20 protein-coding genes are annotated in these 18,138 nt (G+C 64.3%); 16 read left to right on the forward strand and 4 right to left on the reverse strand.

Annotated features, from left to right (window positions below; genetic code table 11):
- The first annotated feature begins 37 nt into the window (after positions 1-37).
- Together LDO54_RS05630 and LDO54_RS05635 are read left to right on the forward strand one after the other, a co-directional pair.
- Positions 38-493: an NfeD family protein gene (locus tag LDO54_RS05630; RefSeq protein WP_224007704.1), complete on the forward strand. Its 456-nt coding sequence runs from the start codon at positions 38-40 to the stop codon at positions 491-493.
- A gap of 40 nt (positions 494-533) precedes the next feature.
- Positions 534-1,490: an SPFH domain-containing protein gene (locus LDO54_RS05635; RefSeq protein WP_224007706.1), complete on the forward strand. Its 957-nt coding sequence runs from the start codon at positions 534-536 to the stop codon at positions 1,488-1,490.
- 161 nt (positions 1,491-1,651) lie between these two features.
- On the opposite strand, the gene smpB is transcribed toward LDO54_RS05635, so the two are convergent.
- Complete coding sequence (smpB, locus tag LDO54_RS05640; RefSeq protein WP_224007723.1) at positions 1,652-2,098, reverse strand: SsrA-binding protein SmpB; 447 nt, start codon at positions 2,096-2,098, stop codon at positions 1,652-1,654.
- Between the two features lie 102 nt (positions 2,099-2,200).
- Between smpB and LDO54_RS05645 the strand changes: the two genes are divergently transcribed.
- Entirely contained in the window at positions 2,201-2,644 is a 444-nt protein-coding gene (locus LDO54_RS05645) for a type II toxin-antitoxin system RatA family toxin (RefSeq protein WP_224007726.1), read from the forward strand.
- Positions 2,641-2,973, forward strand: coding sequence for an RnfH family protein (locus LDO54_RS05650; RefSeq protein ID WP_224007729.1), 333 nt, complete (start codon positions 2,641-2,643; stop codon positions 2,971-2,973). Before LDO54_RS05645 ends, LDO54_RS05650 begins: the two co-directional genes overlap by 4 nt.
- Positions 2,974-3,104: 131 nt before the next feature.
- Here LDO54_RS05650 and LDO54_RS05655 read toward each other — a convergent pair whose 3' ends face one another.
- Positions 3,105-4,151, reverse strand: a complete 1,047-nt coding sequence (locus LDO54_RS05655) for a DMT family transporter (RefSeq protein WP_224007732.1) — start codon at positions 4,149-4,151, stop codon at positions 3,105-3,107.
- A gap of 368 nt (positions 4,152-4,519) precedes the next feature.
- Here LDO54_RS05655 and guaB point away from each other — a divergent pair, with 368 nt between their 5' ends.
- The 5 genes from guaB to LDO54_RS05680 all read left to right on the forward strand — a co-directional run bounded on the left by guaB (position 4,520) and on the right by LDO54_RS05680 (position 9,173).
- On the forward strand, positions 4,520-5,980 hold the full coding sequence (guaB, locus tag LDO54_RS05660) for an IMP dehydrogenase (RefSeq protein ID WP_224007735.1): 1,461 nt from the start codon (positions 4,520-4,522) through the stop codon (positions 5,978-5,980).
- A gap of 6 nt (positions 5,981-5,986) precedes the next feature.
- The gene (locus LDO54_RS05665) at positions 5,987-6,685 is read left to right on the forward strand and encodes a hypothetical protein (RefSeq protein WP_224007738.1); all 699 of its coding nucleotides are present in this window, start codon (positions 5,987-5,989) and stop codon (positions 6,683-6,685) included.
- A 189-nt stretch (positions 6,686-6,874) separates the two neighbouring features.
- The gene (guaA, locus tag LDO54_RS05670) at positions 6,875-8,458 is read left to right on the forward strand and encodes a glutamine-hydrolyzing GMP synthase (protein ID WP_224007740.1); all 1,584 of its coding nucleotides are present in this window, start codon (positions 6,875-6,877) and stop codon (positions 8,456-8,458) included.
- Between the two features lie 137 nt (positions 8,459-8,595).
- Entirely contained in the window at positions 8,596-8,814 is a 219-nt protein-coding gene (locus tag LDO54_RS05675; protein WP_224007743.1) for a ribbon-helix-helix protein, CopG family, read from the forward strand.
- Entirely contained in the window at positions 8,808-9,173 is a 366-nt protein-coding gene (locus LDO54_RS05680) for a type II toxin-antitoxin system VapC family toxin (protein WP_224007746.1), read from the forward strand. Before LDO54_RS05675 ends, LDO54_RS05680 begins: the two co-directional genes overlap by 7 nt.
- Positions 9,174-9,308: 135 nt before the next feature.
- Here LDO54_RS05680 and LDO54_RS05685 read toward each other — a convergent pair whose 3' ends face one another.
- A complete protein-coding gene (locus tag LDO54_RS05685) occupies positions 9,309-9,782 on the reverse strand; it encodes an Lrp/AsnC family transcriptional regulator (RefSeq protein ID WP_224007749.1) in 474 nt (157 codons plus the stop codon).
- A 254-nt stretch (positions 9,783-10,036) separates the two neighbouring features.
- On the opposite strand from LDO54_RS05685, the gene LDO54_RS05690 reads away from it, so the two are divergent.
- Complete coding sequence (locus tag LDO54_RS05690; protein WP_224007753.1) at positions 10,037-11,449, forward strand: amino acid permease; 1,413 nt, start codon at positions 10,037-10,039, stop codon at positions 11,447-11,449.
- 63 nt (positions 11,450-11,512) lie between these two features.
- Positions 11,513-12,709, forward strand: coding sequence for an amino acid aminotransferase (locus LDO54_RS05695; protein WP_224007755.1), 1,197 nt, complete (start codon positions 11,513-11,515; stop codon positions 12,707-12,709).
- Positions 12,710-12,765: 56 nt separating this feature from the next.
- On the opposite strand, the gene LDO54_RS05700 is transcribed toward LDO54_RS05695, so the two are convergent.
- Positions 12,766-13,092: a hypothetical protein gene (locus LDO54_RS05700; protein WP_224007772.1), complete on the reverse strand. Its 327-nt coding sequence runs from the start codon at positions 13,090-13,092 to the stop codon at positions 12,766-12,768.
- Positions 13,093-13,205: 113 nt separating this feature from the next.
- Between LDO54_RS05700 and LDO54_RS05705 the strand changes: the two genes are divergently transcribed.
- The 5 genes from LDO54_RS05705 (at position 13,206) to LDO54_RS05725 (ending at position 18,131) form a co-directional block, all read left to right on the forward strand.
- Positions 13,206-13,610 carry a DnaJ family domain-containing protein gene (locus LDO54_RS05705; protein ID WP_224007775.1) on the forward strand — a complete coding sequence of 135 codons (405 nt, stop codon included), beginning with the start codon at positions 13,206-13,208 and terminating at the stop codon, positions 13,608-13,610.
- Positions 13,607-14,257, forward strand: a complete 651-nt coding sequence (gene tadA, locus LDO54_RS05710) for a tRNA adenosine(34) deaminase TadA (RefSeq protein WP_224007778.1) — start codon at positions 13,607-13,609, stop codon at positions 14,255-14,257. The genes LDO54_RS05705 and tadA overlap by 4 nt, the downstream gene beginning before the upstream one ends.
- Positions 14,258-14,296: 39 nt before the next feature.
- Positions 14,297-15,223 (forward strand): muramoyltetrapeptide carboxypeptidase, encoded by a 927-nt coding sequence (ldcA, locus tag LDO54_RS05715; RefSeq protein ID WP_224007781.1) that lies wholly within the window; start codon positions 14,297-14,299, stop codon positions 15,221-15,223.
- Between the two features lie 306 nt (positions 15,224-15,529).
- A complete protein-coding gene (locus LDO54_RS05720) occupies positions 15,530-16,252 on the forward strand; it encodes a GntR family transcriptional regulator (RefSeq protein WP_224007784.1) in 723 nt (240 codons plus the stop codon).
- A gap of 355 nt (positions 16,253-16,607) precedes the next feature.
- Complete coding sequence (locus tag LDO54_RS05725; protein ID WP_224007787.1) at positions 16,608-18,131, forward strand: NCS1 family nucleobase:cation symporter-1; 1,524 nt, start codon at positions 16,608-16,610, stop codon at positions 18,129-18,131.
- Positions 18,132-18,138: the final 7 nt, after the last annotated feature.

Genomic DNA, 18,138 nt, shown 5'->3' on the forward strand with positions numbered 1-18,138 from the left:
CCGGTCTATCCGGGGTGTTTTGCTTTGGGAGGTCGAAGTGGGTCCGCATGGTGTGTTCTGGTGGATCGGCGCGGGCGTGCTGATCGTGGCCGAGCTGATGACCGGCACCTTCTATCTGCTGATGATCGCGCTGGGCTTTCTGGCGGGCGTGGCAGCCTATGGGCTGGGTGCGCCGCTCGACTTGCAACTGATGTGCGCGGCGCTCGTCGCGCTGATCGCCGTGATCGTGCTGCGCCGCTCGCGCTTTGGCCGTCGCCGCCGCATGGTCGACGCTTCGACCGATCCTGGCGTGAATCTCGACATCGGCTCGACATTGACCGTCGCCGCGTGGCACGAGGGCCGTGCGCGCACGATGTATCGTGGCGCCGAATGGGACGTGGAGCTCGCACCCGGCGAGCCGGACAACGCCCATCTCTATGAAATCCAGGCCGTGCGCGGCAACTGTCTGATCGTGGGCGCGCATCGCGAAGCGGGCGCGGCGCGTCACGCGTGAACATTCGTAACAAGCCAATCGAAGCTCAAGGGGGAAGCGTATGCAAGTGCCTGTCGTCGGGTTGATTTTGCTCGTGATCGTCATCGTGCTGGTCTCGAAGACGGTCAAAATCGTGCCGCAGCAGCACGCGTGGGTGCTGGAGCGTCTGGGCCGCTACCACGCGACGCTCACGCCGGGCCTCACGATCGTGCTGCCTTTTATCGATCGCGTGGCTTACAAGCACGTGCTCAAGGAAATCCCGCTCGACGTGCCGAGCCAGATCTGTATCACGCGCGACAACACCCAGCTTCAGGTCGACGGCGTGCTGTACTTTCAGGTCACCGATCCGATGAAGGCGTCGTACGGCTCCAGCAATTTCGTGTTCGCGATCACGCAGCTTTCGCAAACCACGCTGCGCTCGGTGATCGGCAAGCTGGAGCTCGACAAGACCTTCGAGGAGCGCGATTTCATCAATCACAGCGTGGTGTCGTCGCTGGATGAAGCGGCATCGAACTGGGGCGTGAAGGTGCTGCGCTACGAGATCAAGGATCTCACGCCGCCGAAGGAAATCCTCCATGCGATGCAGGCGCAGATCACGGCCGAGCGCGAGAAGCGTGCGCTGATCGCGGCGTCGGAAGGGCGCAAGCAGGAGCAGATCAACCTCGCGGCGGGCGCGCGCGAGGCGGCGATCCAGAAGTCGGAAGGCGAGAGGCAGGCAGCCATCAACCAGGCGCAAGGCCAGGCGGCGGCGATTCTGGCGGTGGCCGAGGCGAACGCGCAGGCGATCCAGAAGATCGGCAATTCGATCCAGGCGCAGGGCGGCATGGACGCCGTCAACCTCAAGGTGGCCGAGCAGTACGTGAACGCATTCGGCAATCTGGCCAAGCAGGGCAACACGCTGATCGTGCCCGGCAATATGAGCGATCTGAGCTCGATGATCGCGTCGGCGCTGACCATCGTGAACCGCACGGGCATGAAGGAAGGGCAGTTGAGCCGGGACGCGGCGAAGGGCGCTTAAGGACGTCTGAGGCCGATTCAGGCGCGCGCGGCTGCGGCAAATCCGCGCGATTTTGGTGCCGGGTTGGCGTCGTTCCGGTCCAGATCAGACGAAAAAAGGGCGGCTCGAGGCCGCCCTTTTTGCATCCGAACGCAGGGAACCGGAATGCGCCTGCTGATCGCTTACGTCGGCGTGCGCATCAGGCGCGCCTTTTCGCGCTGCCAGTCGCGCTGCTTCTCGGTTTCGCGCTTGTCGTGCTGCTTCTTGCCCTTCGCGAGGCCGATTTCGCACTTCACGCGGCCGCCCTTGTAGTGAAAATTCAGGGGCACGAGCGTAAAGCCGCGCTGCTCGATCTTGCCGATCAGCTTGTCGATCTGCTCGCGGTGCAGCAGCAGCTTGCGCGTGCGCGTGGGATCGGGATTGATGTGCGTCGAGGCCTCCGGCAGCGGGCTGATGTGCGTGCCGATCAGGTAAAGCTCGCCGTCCTTGATCACGACGTAGCCTTCCTTGATCTGGGCCCGCCCGGCGCGCATTGCCTTGACCTCCCATCCTTCGAGCACGAGCCCCGCCTCGTAGCGCTCTTCGATGAAGTAGTCGAAGAACGCTTTTCTGTTGTCGATGATGCTCATAGGAAAATGGAAAAGGCCCAACTCTTGTAAAATTAGGATTTTAGCAAAGCGGGCCAGCGAAAGCCCGTCGCGCTTTCACCCTTGCCTCGCATTGCGCAATTTATGGCGGATGTCCAGAAAACCGTGTTGATTCGCCATTCGGCGGAACAGATGTTCGACCTCGTCACCGACGTCGACGACTATCCCAACTTCCTGCCGTGGTGCGGCGGCGTCGAGGTTCGTCGCAAGGACGAAACCGGCATGGAGGCGAAGATCGACATCAACTTCAAGGGCATCAAGCAGCACTTCGCCACCCGCAACACGCAGACGCGCCCCGAGCGTATCGATATGGAGTTCACGGACGGCCCTTTCAAGAAGTTCACGGGCTCCTGGCGCTTCACGCCGCTGCGCGCCGACGCCTGCAAGATCGAATTCTCGCTGCACTACGAGTTTTCTAACATCATTCTCGAGAAGATCATCGGGCCGGTGTTCCATCACATCGCGAACACCTTTGTCGATTCGTTCGTCAAGCGTGCCGACCAGCGTTACGGCAAGAACAAGGTATGAGCGCGACACTTTCCATCGACGTCTGCTACGCGCTGCCCGACGCGCAGACGCTCATCGGCGTGCAACTGGCGCCGGGCGCGACGGTGCAGCAGGCCATCGAGGCGAGCGGCGTGCTCGCGCGCCATCCCGAGATCGATCTGACGAAACAGAAGGTGGGCGTCTACGGCAAGCTCAAGGCGCTCGACACGGTGCTCGCCGACCACGACCGCGTGGAAATCTACCGTCCGCTGCTCGTCGATCCCAAGCTCGCGCGCCAGCGCCGCGTCGACAAGACGCGCAAGGAAGGCTCCATCGAGGGGCGCAAGTGGCAGAACAAGGATTCGCGCTGAGCGCTCCGGCGTTTTAGTCTGACCGATAAAAATTCGGCGCGGCCATCGTTCGATGGACCGCGCCGAATGCTTTTGGGCGAGCGTTTTTCGCCGCGAACGCCGCGCTGCGGATTCCGCGCTGAGGCGGGCGCTCAGGCCGTCTTGCGGCGTCGCTCGCTGCCGTTGCCGGGCGTGTGCGTGCCCGAATCGCCGCCGAGGCCCGGCAGATCGCCTTCCGGCACGATGCCGCCGCCGTGCGCGGTGTCTTCCGGTCCGCTCGCGTGCTGGCGGACCGACCAGCTCACGCCCGCCATCAGCAGCACGATGGCCGCGATTTCGAGCGGGCGCGGCAGGCGGTGGTCGTAGATGAAACCATAGAGCAGCGCGAACAGCGTCTCGAACACGATCATCTGCCCGGACAGCGTGAGCGGCAGGCGTTTGGCGGCCGCGTTCCAGAGCCCGTTGCCGAGCCACGATGCGCCGATCGCCAGCACGAGGTTGAGCTGCCAGAACGTGGCCCAGCGGCCGTCGGCGACCGTTTCCTGCACCGAGCCGGACGGCAGCACGAGAATCACGAGCCACAGCAGAGCGCCAAGCGCGCCCGTGACCACGCCCCAGAGCACCGACCATTCATTGCCGCCGAAGTGGTCGTTGCGCTGCAGATAGCGCGCGTTTTCGACTGCGAACCAGGTCCAGCAGATCAGCGCGCCGACCGCGCAGCCGAGCCCGGCGATCTTGGTCAGCACGCTCGCGTGGTCCGACGCGCCCGCCGCCGTGAACACATCCACGTTGATGCAGACGATGCCGACCGCGATCATCACGAGCGGCCAGACGAGCTTCGAGAGCGGCACGGCGCCGTGGTCGCCGCGGCCCAGATACGTGACGGTCACCGGCAGCACGCCGACGATCAGCGAGGCGGGCGCGATGCCCACGAGATGGATCGCACTGGCGAGAAAGAGGTAATAGAGCAGGTTGCCCATCAGCGCGAGCTTGACGAGCGCGATCAGGTCCGCGCGCGTGATGCGCGGCCAGACGCGGCGCAGCATCGGCATCAGCGCGGCGAGCGAGACGAGCCCGTACATCACGTAGCGCCCGGCACTCAGCAGCAGCGGCGAAAACTCCGGTAATTGCCGGGGCACCAGAAAGACGGTTCCCCATAACGCCCCGGCCAACACGCCGTACAACACACCACGCTGCATTTCACTTGCCTCCGCTTCACATCGCTTGATTGCGCTTGATTGCGCTTGATTGCGCCTCCTGGCGCACAGGCGGCCCGCATGGCCGCACAGAACAGGCGTCAGGATAGCGGGGCGGGGCGCGCGCGTCTTGTTCAATCCTGCATGGGCGTTCCGGGCGGCGCCCCGGGGCAGGTGAAGGCGATGCGCAGGCAAGGTGGCGCGCGATGAAATTCGGGTCGAATTCGCGATGCGTTCGCGAAGGCCAGGCCACCGCCGCACCCGTTCAAAACTTCGCGGAAATCCCAAATTCGGCGCTAAGCTACTGTAGGCACTGATGATTTCCAGGGCGGTATCCCGTATAATCTGCTTTTGCGCCTATAGGATTTGCCATGCGTCTGATCCAGAAAGCACTCACGTTCGATGACGTGCTCCTCGTTCCCGCCTTCTCCGACGTTCTCCCGCGCGACACCAGCCTGAAGACCCGGCTGACCCGCAATATCTCCCTGAACATTCCGCTCGTGTCGGCCGCAATGGATACCGTCACGGAAGGCCGTCTGGCAATCGCCATGGCGCAGCAGGGTGGCGTCGGTATCGTCCACAAGAACCTCACGCCGGCCGAGCAGGCGCGCGAAGTCGCGAAGGTCAAGCGTTTCGAGTCGGGCGTCGTGCGCGATCCGATCACCGTGCCGCCGCAGATGAAGGTCGCCGATGTCATCGCGCTCTCGCAGCAGCATGGCATTTCGGGCTTCCCGGTCGTGGAAGGCGCGCAACTCGTCGGTATCGTGACGAACCGCGACCTGCGCTTCGAAACGCGTCTCGACGAACCCGTGCGTTCGATCATGACGCCGCGCGAGCGCCTCGTCACCGTCAAGGAAGGCACGCCGCTGGCCGACGCCAAGTCGCTGATGCACAGCCACCGCCTCGAGCGCGTGCTGGTCGTGAACGACGCGTTCGAACTGCGCGGCCTCATGACCGTCAAGGACATCACCAAGCAGACCGAGCACCCGGCCGCCTGTAAGGACGAGCACGGCAAGCTGCGCGCGGGCGCGGCAGTCGGCGTCGGCCCGGACAACGAGGAACGTGTCGAACTGCTGGTGCAGGCCGGCGTCGACGTCATCGTCGTCGATACGGCGCACGGCCACAGCAAGGGCGTGCTCGAGCGCGTTCGCTGGGTCAAGCAGAACTTCCCGCACGTCGAAGTGATCGGCGGCAACATCGCCACGGCGGATGCCGCGCGCGCGCTCGTCGAGTACGGCGCGGACGGCGTGAAGGTCGGTATCGGCCCGGGCTCGATCTGCACGACGCGTATCGTCGCGGGTGTGGGCGTGCCGCAGATCACGGCAATCTCGAATGTCGCGGAAGCCCTCAAGGGCACCGGCGTGCCGTGCATCGCCGACGGCGGCGTGCGCTACTCGGGTGACGTGTCGAAGGCGCTGGCCGCCGGCGCGAACGCCGTGATGATGGGCAGCATGTTCGCGGGCACCGAAGAATCGCCGGGCGACGTGTTCCTGTTCCAGGGCCGCCAGTACAAGTCGTACCGCGGCATGGGTTCGGTCGGCGCGATGAAGGACGGCGCGGCAGACCGCTACTTCCAGGACAACTCGGCGAACATCGACAAGCTCGTGCCGGAAGGCATCGAAGGCCGTGTGGCCTACAAGGGCCCGATCAACGCGATCCTGTTCCAGATGATCGGCGGCGTGCGCGCCTCGATGGGCTACTGCGGTTGCCGCACGATCGACGAACTGCACACGAAGGCGGAGTTCGTGCAGATCACCGGTGCCGGCCTGAACGAATCGCACGTGCACGATGTGCAGATCACGAAGGAAGCGCCCAACTACCACGTGGACTAAGCCCCGATGAAGCCGCTGCTGCGCATAGTACTGATTGTCGATGCGTTGACGTTGCTGGGTTTCGGCGTGCTGTTTCTGCTCACGCCGTGGACCTCGCTGTACAACGCGCTGCAACTGGTGCAGGCGCAGCCGGCGCTCATTGGACAGGCGTTCGGCGTGGTGCTGATCGGTTTCGCGTGGCTCGCGCTGCGTGGGGCGATCGACGGCGCCATGACCGCCTCGGTCGGCCGTACGGCCGGGCACGTCATCTGGATCGCGGGCGTGCTGATGCTGGTCTGGCTGATCGGCCTGCACGAGCCGCGGCTCACGGGCTTCGGTCAACTGGTTGCGGGCGCGGTCGGGGTCTGGCTGATCATCGTCGGTCTCGGCGGTGCGCGTCTCGCGGGCGCGGTGAAGCAACGCGATCGCGTGCTGGCTTCCGAAGCCGCCGCGCAGGAGCGCGAAGCGCGTGCCGCGGCGAAAGCCCGGCGCGACGAGCCGGTGGTCTACGCGAAGCCGGTATTCGCGCGCGAGAAGGCGGCGCCTGCCGTCGAGCCGGTGGTGACGGAGCCCGTGGCGCCTGGTGTCACAACGACGACCACGACGACCACGGCAACGGCATCGCAGCCGGTGGCTGGAGCCGCCGATGCAGCCGAAGCGGCGGATGCGCGCGTCACCGCGCGAGACGAAGCCGCCGACGCACCGAGGCCGCCGCTGCGTGGCTAAGCCGCGCGCACCCGGCCACCGTTTCGACAGACGCAGTACGCCTTGTAGCACGCCCGACAGTCCGCCCGAACCGCGCCGCTCCACGGCGGCAAGGTTCCGCGCCCCGGTCCGAAAAATTCTTGCCGCGCGCCATGCTCAGCCAGCGCGCGGCTTTCTGTATCCGTTCTTTTTGAGGTCTCGTCCGCTGCCATGCACGACAAAATCCTGATCCTCGACTTCGGTTCGCAAGTCACCCAGCTGATCGCGCGCCGCGTGCGCGAAGCCAACGTCTACTCGGAAATCCATCCGTACGACGTCGACGACGCGTTCATCCGCGAATTCGCACCGAAGGGCATCATCCTTTCGGGCGGCCCGAATTCGGTCACCGAAACCGACACGCCGCGCGCGCCGCAAGCCGTGTTCGAGCTGGGCGTGCCCGTGCTCGGCATCTGCTACGGCATGCAGACGATGGCCGAGCAGCTCGGCGGCAAGGTCGACGGCGGCCACCTGCGCGAATTCGGCTACGCCGAAGTGCGCGCGCGCAATCACACGAGCTTCCTGAACGGCATCGAAGATTTCCGTACGGCCGAAGGCCACGGCATGCTCAAGGTGTGGATGAGCCACGGCGACAAGGTCATCGAAATGCCGGCGGGCTTCCAGCTGATGGCGTCGACGGAATCGTGCCCGATCGCGGCGATGGCCGACGAGGCGCGTCACTTCTACGGCCTGCAATGGCACCCGGAAGTCACGCACACGGTGCAGGGCCGCGCGATGCTCGAACGCTTCGTGCTGGGCATCTGTAACGCGAAGGCCGACTGGGAAATGGGTCACTACATCGACGAAGCCGTCGAGGCGATCCGCAAGCAGGTCGGCAAGGAACACGTCATTCTCGGCCTGTCGGGCGGCGTGGATTCGTCGGTGGCGGCGGCGCTGCTGCATCGCGCGATCGGCGACCAGCTGACCTGCGTGTTCGTCGATCACGGCCTCTTGCGCCTGAACGAAGCCGAACAGGTCATGTCGATGTTCGCGGACAACCTCGGCGTGAAGGTGATTCACGTCGACGCGAGCCAGGCGTTCATGTCGAAGCTGGCGGGCGTGACCGATCCCGAAGCGAAGCGCAAGATCATCGGCGCCGAGTTCGTCGAAGTGTTCCAGACCGAAGCGGGCAAGCTCACGGACGCGAAGTGGCTGGCGCAAGGCACGATCTACCCGGACGTGATCGAGTCGGCGGGCAAGGGCAAGAAGGGCGCGCACACGATCAAGAGCCACCACAACGTGGGCGGTCTGCCGGAAACGCTGAACCTGAAGCTGCTCGAGCCGCTGCGCGAACTGTTCAAGGACGAAGTGCGCGAACTGGGCGTGAAGCTCGGTCTGCCGCACGACATGGTGTATCGCCATCCGTTCCCGGGCCCGGGTCTGGGCGTGCGTATTCTCGGCGAAGTGAAGCGCGATTTCGCGGACCTGCTGCGCCGCGCAGACGCGATCTTCATCGAGACGCTGCGCAACACCATCGACAAGGAAACCGGCAAGTCGTGGTATGAGCTGACGAGCCAGGCGTTCGCCGTGTTCCTGCCGGTCAAGAGCGTAGGCGTGATGGGCGATGGCCGCACGTATGAGTACGTCGTCGCGCTGCGCGCGGTGCAGACGCTCGACTTCATGACGGCGCATTGGGCGCATCTGCCGCATGAGCTGCTCGGCCATGTGTCGAACCGCATCATCAATGAAGTGCGCGGCATCAACCGTGTCGTGTACGACATTTCGGGTAAGCCGCCTGCGACGATTGAGTGGGAGTGATCCCCGTCTAACCGACCCGCCTCGCGCGTCGGCGATAAAAGAAAACCCGCGCACGGATCTTGATCCGGCGCGGGTTTTTTGTTTTGTACGGCTAGACTCAGTGATATACGATATGTATATCATCTATGGAGCCGGAAATGAGCCGAATTCTGGTGGATCTCACCGACGCGCAAGTGGAAGAACTCGCGGCGCTCGTGAAGGTGGAGCAGCGTTCGCGCGCGGCCATCATTCGCGAGGCAATCGAGCACTACATCGTCGAGCGCAAGCGCTCTGCGGGCGCGGAAGTGTTCGGGCTGTGGAAAGAGCGGCAGGTCGACGGCGTTGCTTATCAACGGGAGTTGCGCGAGGAATGGTAAAGGCCCTGTTCGACACGAATATCCTCATCGACTACCTGAGCGGCATTCGCGCCGCGAAAAAGGAACTCGCGCTCTACGAATATCGCGCCATCAGCATGATTACGTGGATGGAGGTGATGGTCGGCGCCACGCGCGACGAAGAGGCCGCATTGCGCGGCTGGCTGACTTCGTTCGAGGTGCTCGATCTCGATAATCGCGTCGCCGATCGCGCCATCGAGCTGAGAAAGCGTAAAAAAGTGCGCCTGCCCGACGCCATCGTCTGGGCCACGGCGCAGGTGCATTCGCTGCTGCTCGTGTCGCGCAATACGAAGGATTTTCCGCGCGACGAGCCAGGCATCCGCGTCCCCTACAAAGTCTGACCCCATCGGACTTATTCGATTTTGCCCGTCCGCATAGGGCCAAAACGCAATGTTCCCTCATATGCGGGATGCAAATGAGATAAAATTGCGTATCCGCACTGGACTTATCCCCAGCGAGCCGGCTTCACGCTCCGCTCACGCCTCCAACGGCATCGCGCTCGTACCCTTGAGTTCATCGAGGCAGACAATCGAATGCACGCTGCTCACGCCAGGCGCGCGCATGAGCGTGTCTAGCAGGAATTCGGACAGCGCCTTGAGATCGCGCGCCACCACTTTCAGTACGTAGTCGATATCGCCGGTCACGGAATAGCACTCCTGCACCTGCGGCAGCTTCGCGACGAGCTCCTTGAATTTCACGAGTTCGCGCATGTGCCCGCGCTCCATCGTCACCTGAATGAATGCGACCACGCCAAAGCCCAGCGCTTGCGGGTCGAGGCGCGTCTCGTAGCGCTTGATCACGCCCAGTTCTTCGAGGCGCCGATGGCGTCGGAGCGTCTGGGCCGGCGAGAGCTTCACGGCGGCGGCCAGTTCGAGGTTCGAGGCGCGCCCGTGCTCCTGGAGCGCGGCGAGCAGCCGCAGATCGATGGGGTCGAGGGTGATGTTCTGCACTTTTCTTGCTCAAGATAAGTTCAATGCGAAACGAAATTGTACCAATCAGGGTTTGCCTGCGTATCAGATGAAATCATATTTTCCCCCGTCGCCTATACACTGGGCGCACCTGACGGGCCTGTCGGTTACCGCTGACGGACTCGGAAGCGCGCCAGCGCAGAAGGTTGCGCGCGCAATTTTATTTCGCGCGGTCGCGCAGGGTGCCCAACCGGACACCTCGCGGGCGCATCGATAAAGAAAAGACAGGAAGAGACATGGTTTCCCACGATACAAGCGGCGCACGCGGTCAGCAGGACGCGAACGGCCACCTCAAACGCGGTCTCAAGAACCGTCATATTCAGTTGATCGCGCTGGGCGGCGCGATCGGCACGGGCCTGTTCCTCGGCATCGCGCAGACGATCCAGACGGCCGGTCCCTCGGTGCTGCTCGGCTATGCGATTGCCGGTGTCGTCGCGTTCTTCATCATGCGGCAACTGGGCGAGATGGTCGTCGACGAGCCGGTCGCCGGTTCCTTCAGCTATTTCGCCGATAAATACTTCGGTCCGTTCGCCGGTTTCCTCTCCGGCTGGAACTACTGGGTGCTCTACGTGCTCGTGAGCATGGCCGAACTGTCGGCGGTCGGCATCTACATGCATTACTGGTGGCCGACTCTGCCGACATGGGTTTCGGCGCTCGGCTTCTTCGTCGTGATCAACGGCATCAATCTCGCGAGCGTCAAATCGTACGGCGAGCTCGAATTCTGGTTCGCGATCATCAAGGTGCTGGCCATCGTCGGCATGATCGCGTTCGGCGGCTGGCTGCTGCTCTCGGGTTCGGCGGGGCCGGAAGCGGGCGTGTCGAATCTCTGGCGTCACGGCGGCTTCTTCCCGCACGGCGTCTCGGGCCTCGTGATGTCGATGGCCGTCGTGATGTTCTCGTTCGGCGGTCTCGAACTGGTCGGCATCACCGCCGCCGAAGCCGACGATCCCTCGCACACCATCCCGCGCGCGACCAACCAGGTCATCTATCGCATCCTGATTTTCTACGTCGGCGCGCTCGCCGTGCTGCTCTCGCTTTATCCGTGGGAAAAGGTCGTGGCGGGCGGCAGCCCCTTCGTGCTGATCTTCCACGCGATGAACAGCAATCTCGTCGCGCACGTGCTCAACGTGGTCGTGCTGACGGCGGCGCTCTCGGTCTATAACAGCGGCGTGTACTGCAACAGTCGCATGCTCTACGGCCTCGCGCAGCAGGGCAACGCGCCGCGTGCGCTGCTCAAGGTGAACAGCCGCGGCATTCCGCTGGCGGCGCTCGCGGTGACGGCGGTCGCGACCGCGGCCTGCGTGCTGATCAACTACTTCATGCCGGGCAAGGCCTTCGAACTGCTGATGGGTCTCGTGGTGTCGGCGCTCATCATCAACTGGGCGATGATCAGCCTGATTCACCTGAAATTCCGCCGCGAGAAGGCACGCGCGGGCGCGACGACGGCGTTCCAGAGTCTCGGTTATCCGTTCACGAATTACCTGTGCCTGGTGTTCCTCGGGGCCATTCTCGTTGTAATGTATTTGATTCCCGATCTGCGGATTTCCGTGTATCTGATTCCCGTGTGGCTGGGCGTGCTCGCCGCTGCGTATCGTTTCTGGCGCCGTGGCGCGGCGCCCGCGCTGCAAGGCAGTGTGTCGACGCGATAAGCCGCGCACGTCGTACCATACTGGCCACTTCGTAACCTGCCCATCAACGAAAAAGTAACCGTCATGTTCGAACACATCGATGCCTATCCCGGCGACCCGATCCTCTCGCTCAACGAGAACTTCCAGAAAGATCCGCGCCAGAACAAGGTCAATCTGAGCATTGGCATCTATTTCGACGATGACGGCCGCTTGCCGGTGATGCAGGCCGTCCACGCGGCCGAAGCGGCGATTCTCAACGAGCCGGGTCCGAAGCCGTATCTGCCGATGGCCGGTTTCGCGCAGTATCGCGACGCCGTGCAGGCGCTCGTGTTCGGCGCGGAGAATCCGTCGCGCGCGGCGGCACGCATCGCGACCGTGCAGACGCTCGGCGGTTCGGGCGCGCTCAAGGTCGGCGCCGATTTCATCAAGCGCTATTTCCCGCAAAGCCAGGTGTGGGTCAGCGATCCGACGTGGGAAAACCATCGCTTCATCTTCGAGCGCGCGGGCTTCGAGGTGAACACGTATCCGTACTACGACGAAGCAACGGGCGGCCTGAAGTTCGACGCGATGCTCTCGGCCATCGACGCGCTGCCGGCGAAAAGCGTGGTGCTGCTGCACGCGTGCTGCCATAACCCGACCGGCGTCGATCTGAACGACGCGCAGTGGGTGCAGCTGATCGACGTGCTGCAAAAGCGCGATCTGCTGCCGTTCGTCGATATGGCGTATCAGGGCTTCGGCGCGGGCCTCGACGCCGACGCGTTCGCGGTGCGCGAGCTGGGCCGCCGTGGCGTGCCGGCGCTGGTCGCGAATTCGTTCTCGAAGAACTTCTCGCTCTACGGCGAGCGCTGCGGCGGTCTGCACGTGATCTGCGAAGACGCGGCGGCTGCCGACCGCGTGCTCGGCCAGTTGACCGGCGCAGTGCGCTCGAACTACAGCAATCCGCCGACGCATGGCGCGAAGATCGTCACGCGTGTGCTCTCGACGCCGGAACTCAAGCAATCGTGGGAAACCGAGCTGGCGGCGATGTGCGAACGCATCGCCCGCATGCGCGTGAAGATTCACGACGGGCTGAAGGCGCACGTGAGCGGCGAGGCGCTGGAGCGCTACGTCAAGCAGCGCGGCATGTTCACGTACACGGGGCTGAGCGCGGAGCAGGTCGATCGGCTCAAGGAAGAGTTCGGCGTGTACATCCTGCGTTCGGGCCGCATGTGCGTGGCCGGGCTCAATGAGAAGAACGTGAGCGTCGTGGTCGATGCGGTCGGCAAGGTGTTGAAGGATTAAGCACTGTCGCTCGTCCAGACAAGGCAAGGCCCCGTGCAAGCGGGGCCTTTGCTTTTTTAGAACCGCATTCCGGCTCCACACCCGCCGGCGACGCCGCCACCGCTGCCGCCCGCCGCGCCGCAGAACACGCCGCAGCCGCTCAGGCTGGCGGCCATCAACAGGCAGATCGCGGCAAGACGCGCCTTGCGCGCGAGCGCCGCGCGATTTCTCGCCGAATTGTCATCGAAACACCCGCATTTTTTCATCTTGTGCGCACCAGAGAACGTAGAGCGAGGGACGCGCCACGCGCGTGCCTGATCGACGACACTAACGCTGCGCCAAGTCTTTGCGCCATCGGACTTTTCCGGTTTTGCGACCTTCGTCTGATTTAATGCGCTTCGCATCAAACTGACCGTCTGTCAACCTGTAAGAGCTTGACGTGTCCCACGACAGACGGCGACGGTCTTCCAGGTCTTACCCTGATAGAATGCGTGGGCCGCAACGTAGTGGATTGCCGATGAAATTGCTTGATGCCCTCGTCGAACAACGGATTGCCGCCGCAGCTGCGCGCGGTGACTTCGACGATCTGGATGGCGCCGGAGCGCCCCAGGAACTCGACGACGACCCGTTCGTGCCCGAAGACGTCCGGGTCGCGAACCGCATCCTGAAGAACGCCGGTTTCGTGCCGCCCGCGGTCGAACAACTGCGCGCGCTGCGCGATCTCCAGGAAGAACTCGCCAAGGTCGGCGACAACAAAGCCGCGCGCTGCCGCCTGCGCGCGCGCATGCTCGCGCTCGACATGGCGCTGGAGTCGCTGCGCGGTGGGCCGATGGTCGTGCCGCACGAGTACCGCCGCCGTATCGCCGAACGCCTGTCCGAACGCGCGGCGGGCGAGGGCGGCTTCGCAGCGGGCGCCGCGTGAGCGTCGTTCCGGGCGCGACGCCGCCCGACGAGACGCCGCAGCCGGGCGTCGGCGCTGAACCGGCTGGCGCAGCCGATCCTCAAGTCCCACCTCAACCCGATCCCGTCACCGAACGCGACCGCCATTTCATGCGCCTCGCGCAAGCCGCCGCCGACGAAGCGCGCGCGGCGGGTGAGGTGCCGGTCGGCGCGGTGCTGGTGCGCGGCGACGAAGTCATCGCCACGGGCTTCAATCATCCGATCGGCACGCACGATCCGTCCGCGCACGCCGAAATGGCGGCGCTGCGCGCAGCCGGCGCCGCGCTGGGTAACTACCGCTTGCCCGGCTGCGAACTCTATGTGACCCTAGAACCTTGTCTGATGTGCGCGGGCGCCATCATGCACGCCCGCATCTCGCGCGTCGTGTACGGCGCGCGCGATCCGAAGACGGGTGCGTGCGGCAGTGTCGTCGACGCCTTTTCGAACGACCAGCTCAACCACCACACGAGCGTGATGGGCGGCGTGCTCGAAACTGAATGCGGCGACGCGCTGCGTGCGTTCTTCGCCGAGCGCCGCCGCGCCAGCCGCGAAGCACGTCGCGCCGCGGCGGAGCAGGCCGCCGATGCTGCCGACCCCACCGCCGCACCGTCCGACGACACCCCGTCCTGACCCGCTCGCCGCAGCCCGGCGAGCCTCATCGCCTCGAACATGATCAAGCATCGCACCATCGAACTGATCGCGCCGTCGGGTTATCCGCATGATCCGGCGGCGGTGCATCGCGGGATCGCGCGTCTGCGCGCCGAAGGTCACCGCGTCCAGAACATCGAAGCCGCCGAGCGCCGTTTTCAGCGCTTCGCGGGCACCGACGGCCAGCGCGCCGCCGAACTGAACCGTCTCGCCGATCCCTCGCGCGCGCTGCCCGACATCGTGCTGGCGGTGCGCGGCGGCTACGGCGCGGTGCGCGTGCTGCACGGCCTCGACTACGAAGGCTTGCAGCGGCGCCTGACCGATCAGCCGATCGCGTTAGTCGGCCATAGCGATTTCACGGCGGTCCAGCTCGCGCTGTTCGCGCGCGCAGGCGTCAAGACTTTCGGCGGCCCGATGCTGCTCAGCGATTTCGGCGCGGAAACGCTCAGCAATTTCACGATGCGTCACTTCTGGGACGTGCTGACGAAACCCGAGTACACGCTCAAGGTGAACGCGCCGCAGGCTCAGCAGTGCAATGTCTCGGGCATGCTCTGGGGCGGCAATCTGGCTGTGCTCACGTCGCTGATCGGCACGCCGTACATGCCGCCGGTGGAGGGCGGCATCCTGTTCGTCGAGGACGTGAACGAGCAGCCGTTTCGCGTCGAACGCATGCTGTACCAGCTGCATCTCTCGGGCATCCTCGCGCGGCAGCAGGCGCTCGTGCTCGGCGATTTTTCGGGCGGCAAGCCGTTCGACTACGACAACGGTTACGACCTGCACGCCGCGATCGAGCAGATTCGCGCGGTGGCGGGCATTCCGGTCATCACGGGCCTGCCGTTCGGCCATATCCCCGATATGGTCACGCTGCCATTCGGCGCCGACGCGCAATTGCGCGCCCACGCGCACGGATTCGAGCTGCAGATGAGCGGATATCCGCATCTTGGCTGAACGACGAGTGAGCAAGGCGCCTTCGGGCGCTTTTTTTGTCGCCACATTCGCAACTAACAGCCAGTTTCATCCGACGCAGGAGGATGTTCATGGAACCGCCTGTGCGCAAGATTGTTGACAAAAAAAGAGCCGTCATGGGGCATGTTGGTCACCATGAAAGTGCGTTCCGCCCCGTAATGAAGCGGGTTTCGCCGCAACGATGCATGCGTGCCTTGCGTCGTCGTGGGTATCTTCCCCAGGTTAGCCGATAAAATTGTTGACAATCTTTATGTCCAAACTAGCATACCCAACATCAAGGTGACAGACATGCGAAACAGCGAAACCGAAGCCGACGCGACTGGCACGAAACCCGAGGCGATTGCCGCGCGTATCCGCGCCGCGATCCTCGAGCATCGTCTGCCGCCGGGCGCGAAGCTCACGGAAGCGCAGTTGTGCGAAGTGTTTGGCGTGAAGCGCGGGCCGATCCGCCAGGCGCTCGCGTTGCTGGCCACCGATCATCTCGTCGATCTGGAGCCGAACCGGGGCGCGTTTGTCGCGAGCCCGTCGCTTCAGGAGGTTCACGAGGTGTTCGAAATGCGCCGCATCATCGAAATCGCGGTGGTGGAGCGCATCTGCAGCGCGCAGCACGGCAGCCGGCGTCTCAAGAGCATCGGCGAGACGATCCGGCGCGAGCGCAAGGCGTTCGAGAGCCGCGATTTCCCGGCGTGGATCCGCCTGTCGGGCGAGTTCCATACGGCGCTCGCGACGCTCACCGGCAACACGGTGCTGTGCGATTGCCTGAACGGCCTGGTGGCGCGCTCGACGCTGATTTCGGCGCTCTACGAATCGCCGGGACGCAGCCCGTGTTCGTACGACGATCACGAGGCCATTCTCACGGCGCTCGAAAGTGGCCAGGCGCAGGAAGCGGCGGCGCTGATGGTGCGGCATTTGCAGGGCGTCGAGTTGAAGATGCTCGACCGCCCGGCGGGCGCATCGGTGGATTTGCAGGACGTGTTCGGCACGCGCGAAACCGCGACGTCCGGGCGCTGAATCGGGCAGGGCGGCGGCGCTCGCACGAGCGTGGCGGCCGCGCCGAAGCAGGATTGAACCGAACTGAAGTGAGACGCGGCGGTGCACCGCTCTGCCGCCGCGTGACGTAATCCGAGGGACTCGAACGATCGTGATGTGCGCGCCGCCAGGCGTTGTGCGTCCACGCATCGGCATGACGATGGGCACGGCGATCAGGGCGCGCGCAAGCGGCGACCGGCGCGGTGCGCAGCACGCGGCGCAAGGCCCGTGCATTCGCAGGGAATCATCGCGGCGGCCGCATCAGGCGGCGCGGCGCGCGTGTCGAGGCGTTCAGGCGTCTTTTTTCCGTCGGCGTATCCATCTCAAGGAGCGGGTCATGGCTCAGTTCAGCGCATCTCCAGGCAGTCCGGCAGTGCCCGGTTTCGATTCAGGCGAAAGCGGCAATAGCGGCGATGGCGCCGACGATCTGAGGCTGCCGGCCGGCTACAGCGAGCGCCTCTACAACCACGATCTCGCGCCGCTCAAGGAGCAAACCTGGGGCGCGTACAACATCTTCGCGTTCTGGATGTCCGACGTGCACAGCGTCGGCGGCTACGTGTTCGCGGGCTCGCTGTTCGCGCTCGGCCTCACGAGCTGGCAGGTGCTGGTCGCGCTGATCGTCGGCATCTCGATCGTCAACGTGCTCTGCAATCTGATTGCGCGTCCGAGCCAGCGTCACGGCGTGCCGTATCCGGTTGCGTGCCGCGGCACCTTCGGCGTGCTCGGCGCAAATATTCCCGCCGTGATTCGCGGCCTCATCGCGGTCGCGTGGTACGGCATCCAGACTTACCTCGCGTCGAGCGCGCTCGTGATCGTCGTGCTCAAGTTCGTTCCGCAACTGATGCCTTATGCCGACGTGCACAAGCACGGCATGCTCGGTCTGTCGACGGTCGGCTGGGCCGGATTCATGACGCTGTGGGTGCTGCAGGCCTTCGTGTTCTGGAACGGCATGAACACCATCAAGAAGTTCATCGACTTCGCGGGCCCGGCGGTCTACGTGGTGATGTTCGCGCTCGCGGGCTACATGGTCTATCGCGCGGGCTGGCAGAACATCGGCCTGAATCTCGGCGGCGTGAAGTATCACGGCACCGAAGTGATTCCGGTGATGATCACGGCGGTCTCGCTCGTGGTGTCGTATTTCTCGGGGCCGATGCTCAATTTCGGCGACTTCTCGCGCTACGGCAAGTCGCTGCGCAGCGTGCATCGCGGCAACTTCTGGGGCTTGCCCGTCAACTTCCTCGCGTTCTCGCTGGTCACGGTGATCACGACGGCGGCGACGCTGCCCGTGTTCGGACAACTGATTACCGATCCGGTCGAAACGGTGGGACGCATCGATCATCCGACCGCCGTGATTCTCGGCGCGCTCACGTTCACGATCGCGACCATCGGCATCAACATCGTCGCGAACTTCGTGTCGCCGGCGTTCGACTTCTCGAACGTCGCGCCGCGCCTCATCAGCTGGCGTGCGGGCGGCATGCTCGCGGCGGTAGCATCGATCTTCATCACGCCGTGGAATCTGTTCAACAATCCGGCCGTGATTCATTACACGCTCGATGTGCTCGGCGCCTTCATCGGACCTTTGTACGGTGTCCTGATCGTCGACTTCTATCTCGTGAAGCGTGGCCGTCTCGCTGTCGACGATCTGTATTCGGTGTCGCCGAAGGGCGCGTACTGGTACAGCAACGGCGTGAACTGGCGCGCGGTCGCCGCGCTGCTGCCGGCCGCCGTGATCGCGACGATCTGCGTGATGGTGCCGTCGTTCGGCAATGCGGCGAACTTCTCGTGGTTCATCGGCGCGGCGCTCGGCGCGTTGTTCTATCGCGCCTTCACGATGGGCGAACGCGCCCGCGCCCAGGCCTGAACCCGGT

It is taken from the genome of Paraburkholderia tropica (assembly GCF_914484835.1).
Lineage (GTDB): Bacteria > Pseudomonadota > Gammaproteobacteria > Burkholderiales > Burkholderiaceae > Paraburkholderia > Paraburkholderia tropica_A.

Coding starts and splice junctions, on each gene's coding strand:
- LDO54_RS05635 (WP_224007706.1), top strand. CDS start 534: ATGCAAGTGCCTGTCGTCGGGTTGATTTTGCTCGTGATCGTCATCGTG.
- smpB (WP_224007723.1), bottom strand. CDS start 2,098: ATGAGCATCATCGACAACAGAAAAGCGTTCTTCGACTACTTCATCGAA.
- LDO54_RS05645 (WP_224007726.1), top strand. CDS start 2,201: ATGGCGGATGTCCAGAAAACCGTGTTGATTCGCCATTCGGCGGAACAG.
- LDO54_RS05650 (WP_224007729.1), top strand. CDS start 2,641: ATGAGCGCGACACTTTCCATCGACGTCTGCTACGCGCTGCCCGACGCG.
- LDO54_RS05655 (WP_224007732.1), bottom strand. CDS start 4,151: ATGCAGCGTGGTGTGTTGTACGGCGTGTTGGCCGGGGCGTTATGGGGA.
- guaB (WP_224007735.1), top strand. CDS start 4,520: ATGCGTCTGATCCAGAAAGCACTCACGTTCGATGACGTGCTCCTCGTT.
- LDO54_RS05665 (WP_224007738.1), top strand. CDS start 5,987: ATGAAGCCGCTGCTGCGCATAGTACTGATTGTCGATGCGTTGACGTTG.
- guaA (WP_224007740.1), top strand. CDS start 6,875: ATGCACGACAAAATCCTGATCCTCGACTTCGGTTCGCAAGTCACCCAG.
- LDO54_RS05675 (WP_224007743.1), top strand. CDS start 8,596: ATGAGCCGAATTCTGGTGGATCTCACCGACGCGCAAGTGGAAGAACTC.
- LDO54_RS05680 (WP_224007746.1), top strand. CDS start 8,808: ATGGTAAAGGCCCTGTTCGACACGAATATCCTCATCGACTACCTGAGC.
- LDO54_RS05690 (WP_224007753.1), top strand. CDS start 10,037: ATGGTTTCCCACGATACAAGCGGCGCACGCGGTCAGCAGGACGCGAAC.
- LDO54_RS05695 (WP_224007755.1), top strand. CDS start 11,513: ATGTTCGAACACATCGATGCCTATCCCGGCGACCCGATCCTCTCGCTC.
- LDO54_RS05700 (WP_224007772.1), bottom strand. CDS start 13,092: ATGCGAAGCGCATTAAATCAGACGAAGGTCGCAAAACCGGAAAAGTCC.
- LDO54_RS05705 (WP_224007775.1), top strand. CDS start 13,206: ATGAAATTGCTTGATGCCCTCGTCGAACAACGGATTGCCGCCGCAGCT.
- ldcA (WP_224007781.1), top strand. CDS start 14,297: ATGATCAAGCATCGCACCATCGAACTGATCGCGCCGTCGGGTTATCCG.
- LDO54_RS05720 (WP_224007784.1), top strand. CDS start 15,530: ATGCGAAACAGCGAAACCGAAGCCGACGCGACTGGCACGAAACCCGAG.
- LDO54_RS05725 (WP_224007787.1), top strand. CDS start 16,608: ATGGCTCAGTTCAGCGCATCTCCAGGCAGTCCGGCAGTGCCCGGTTTC.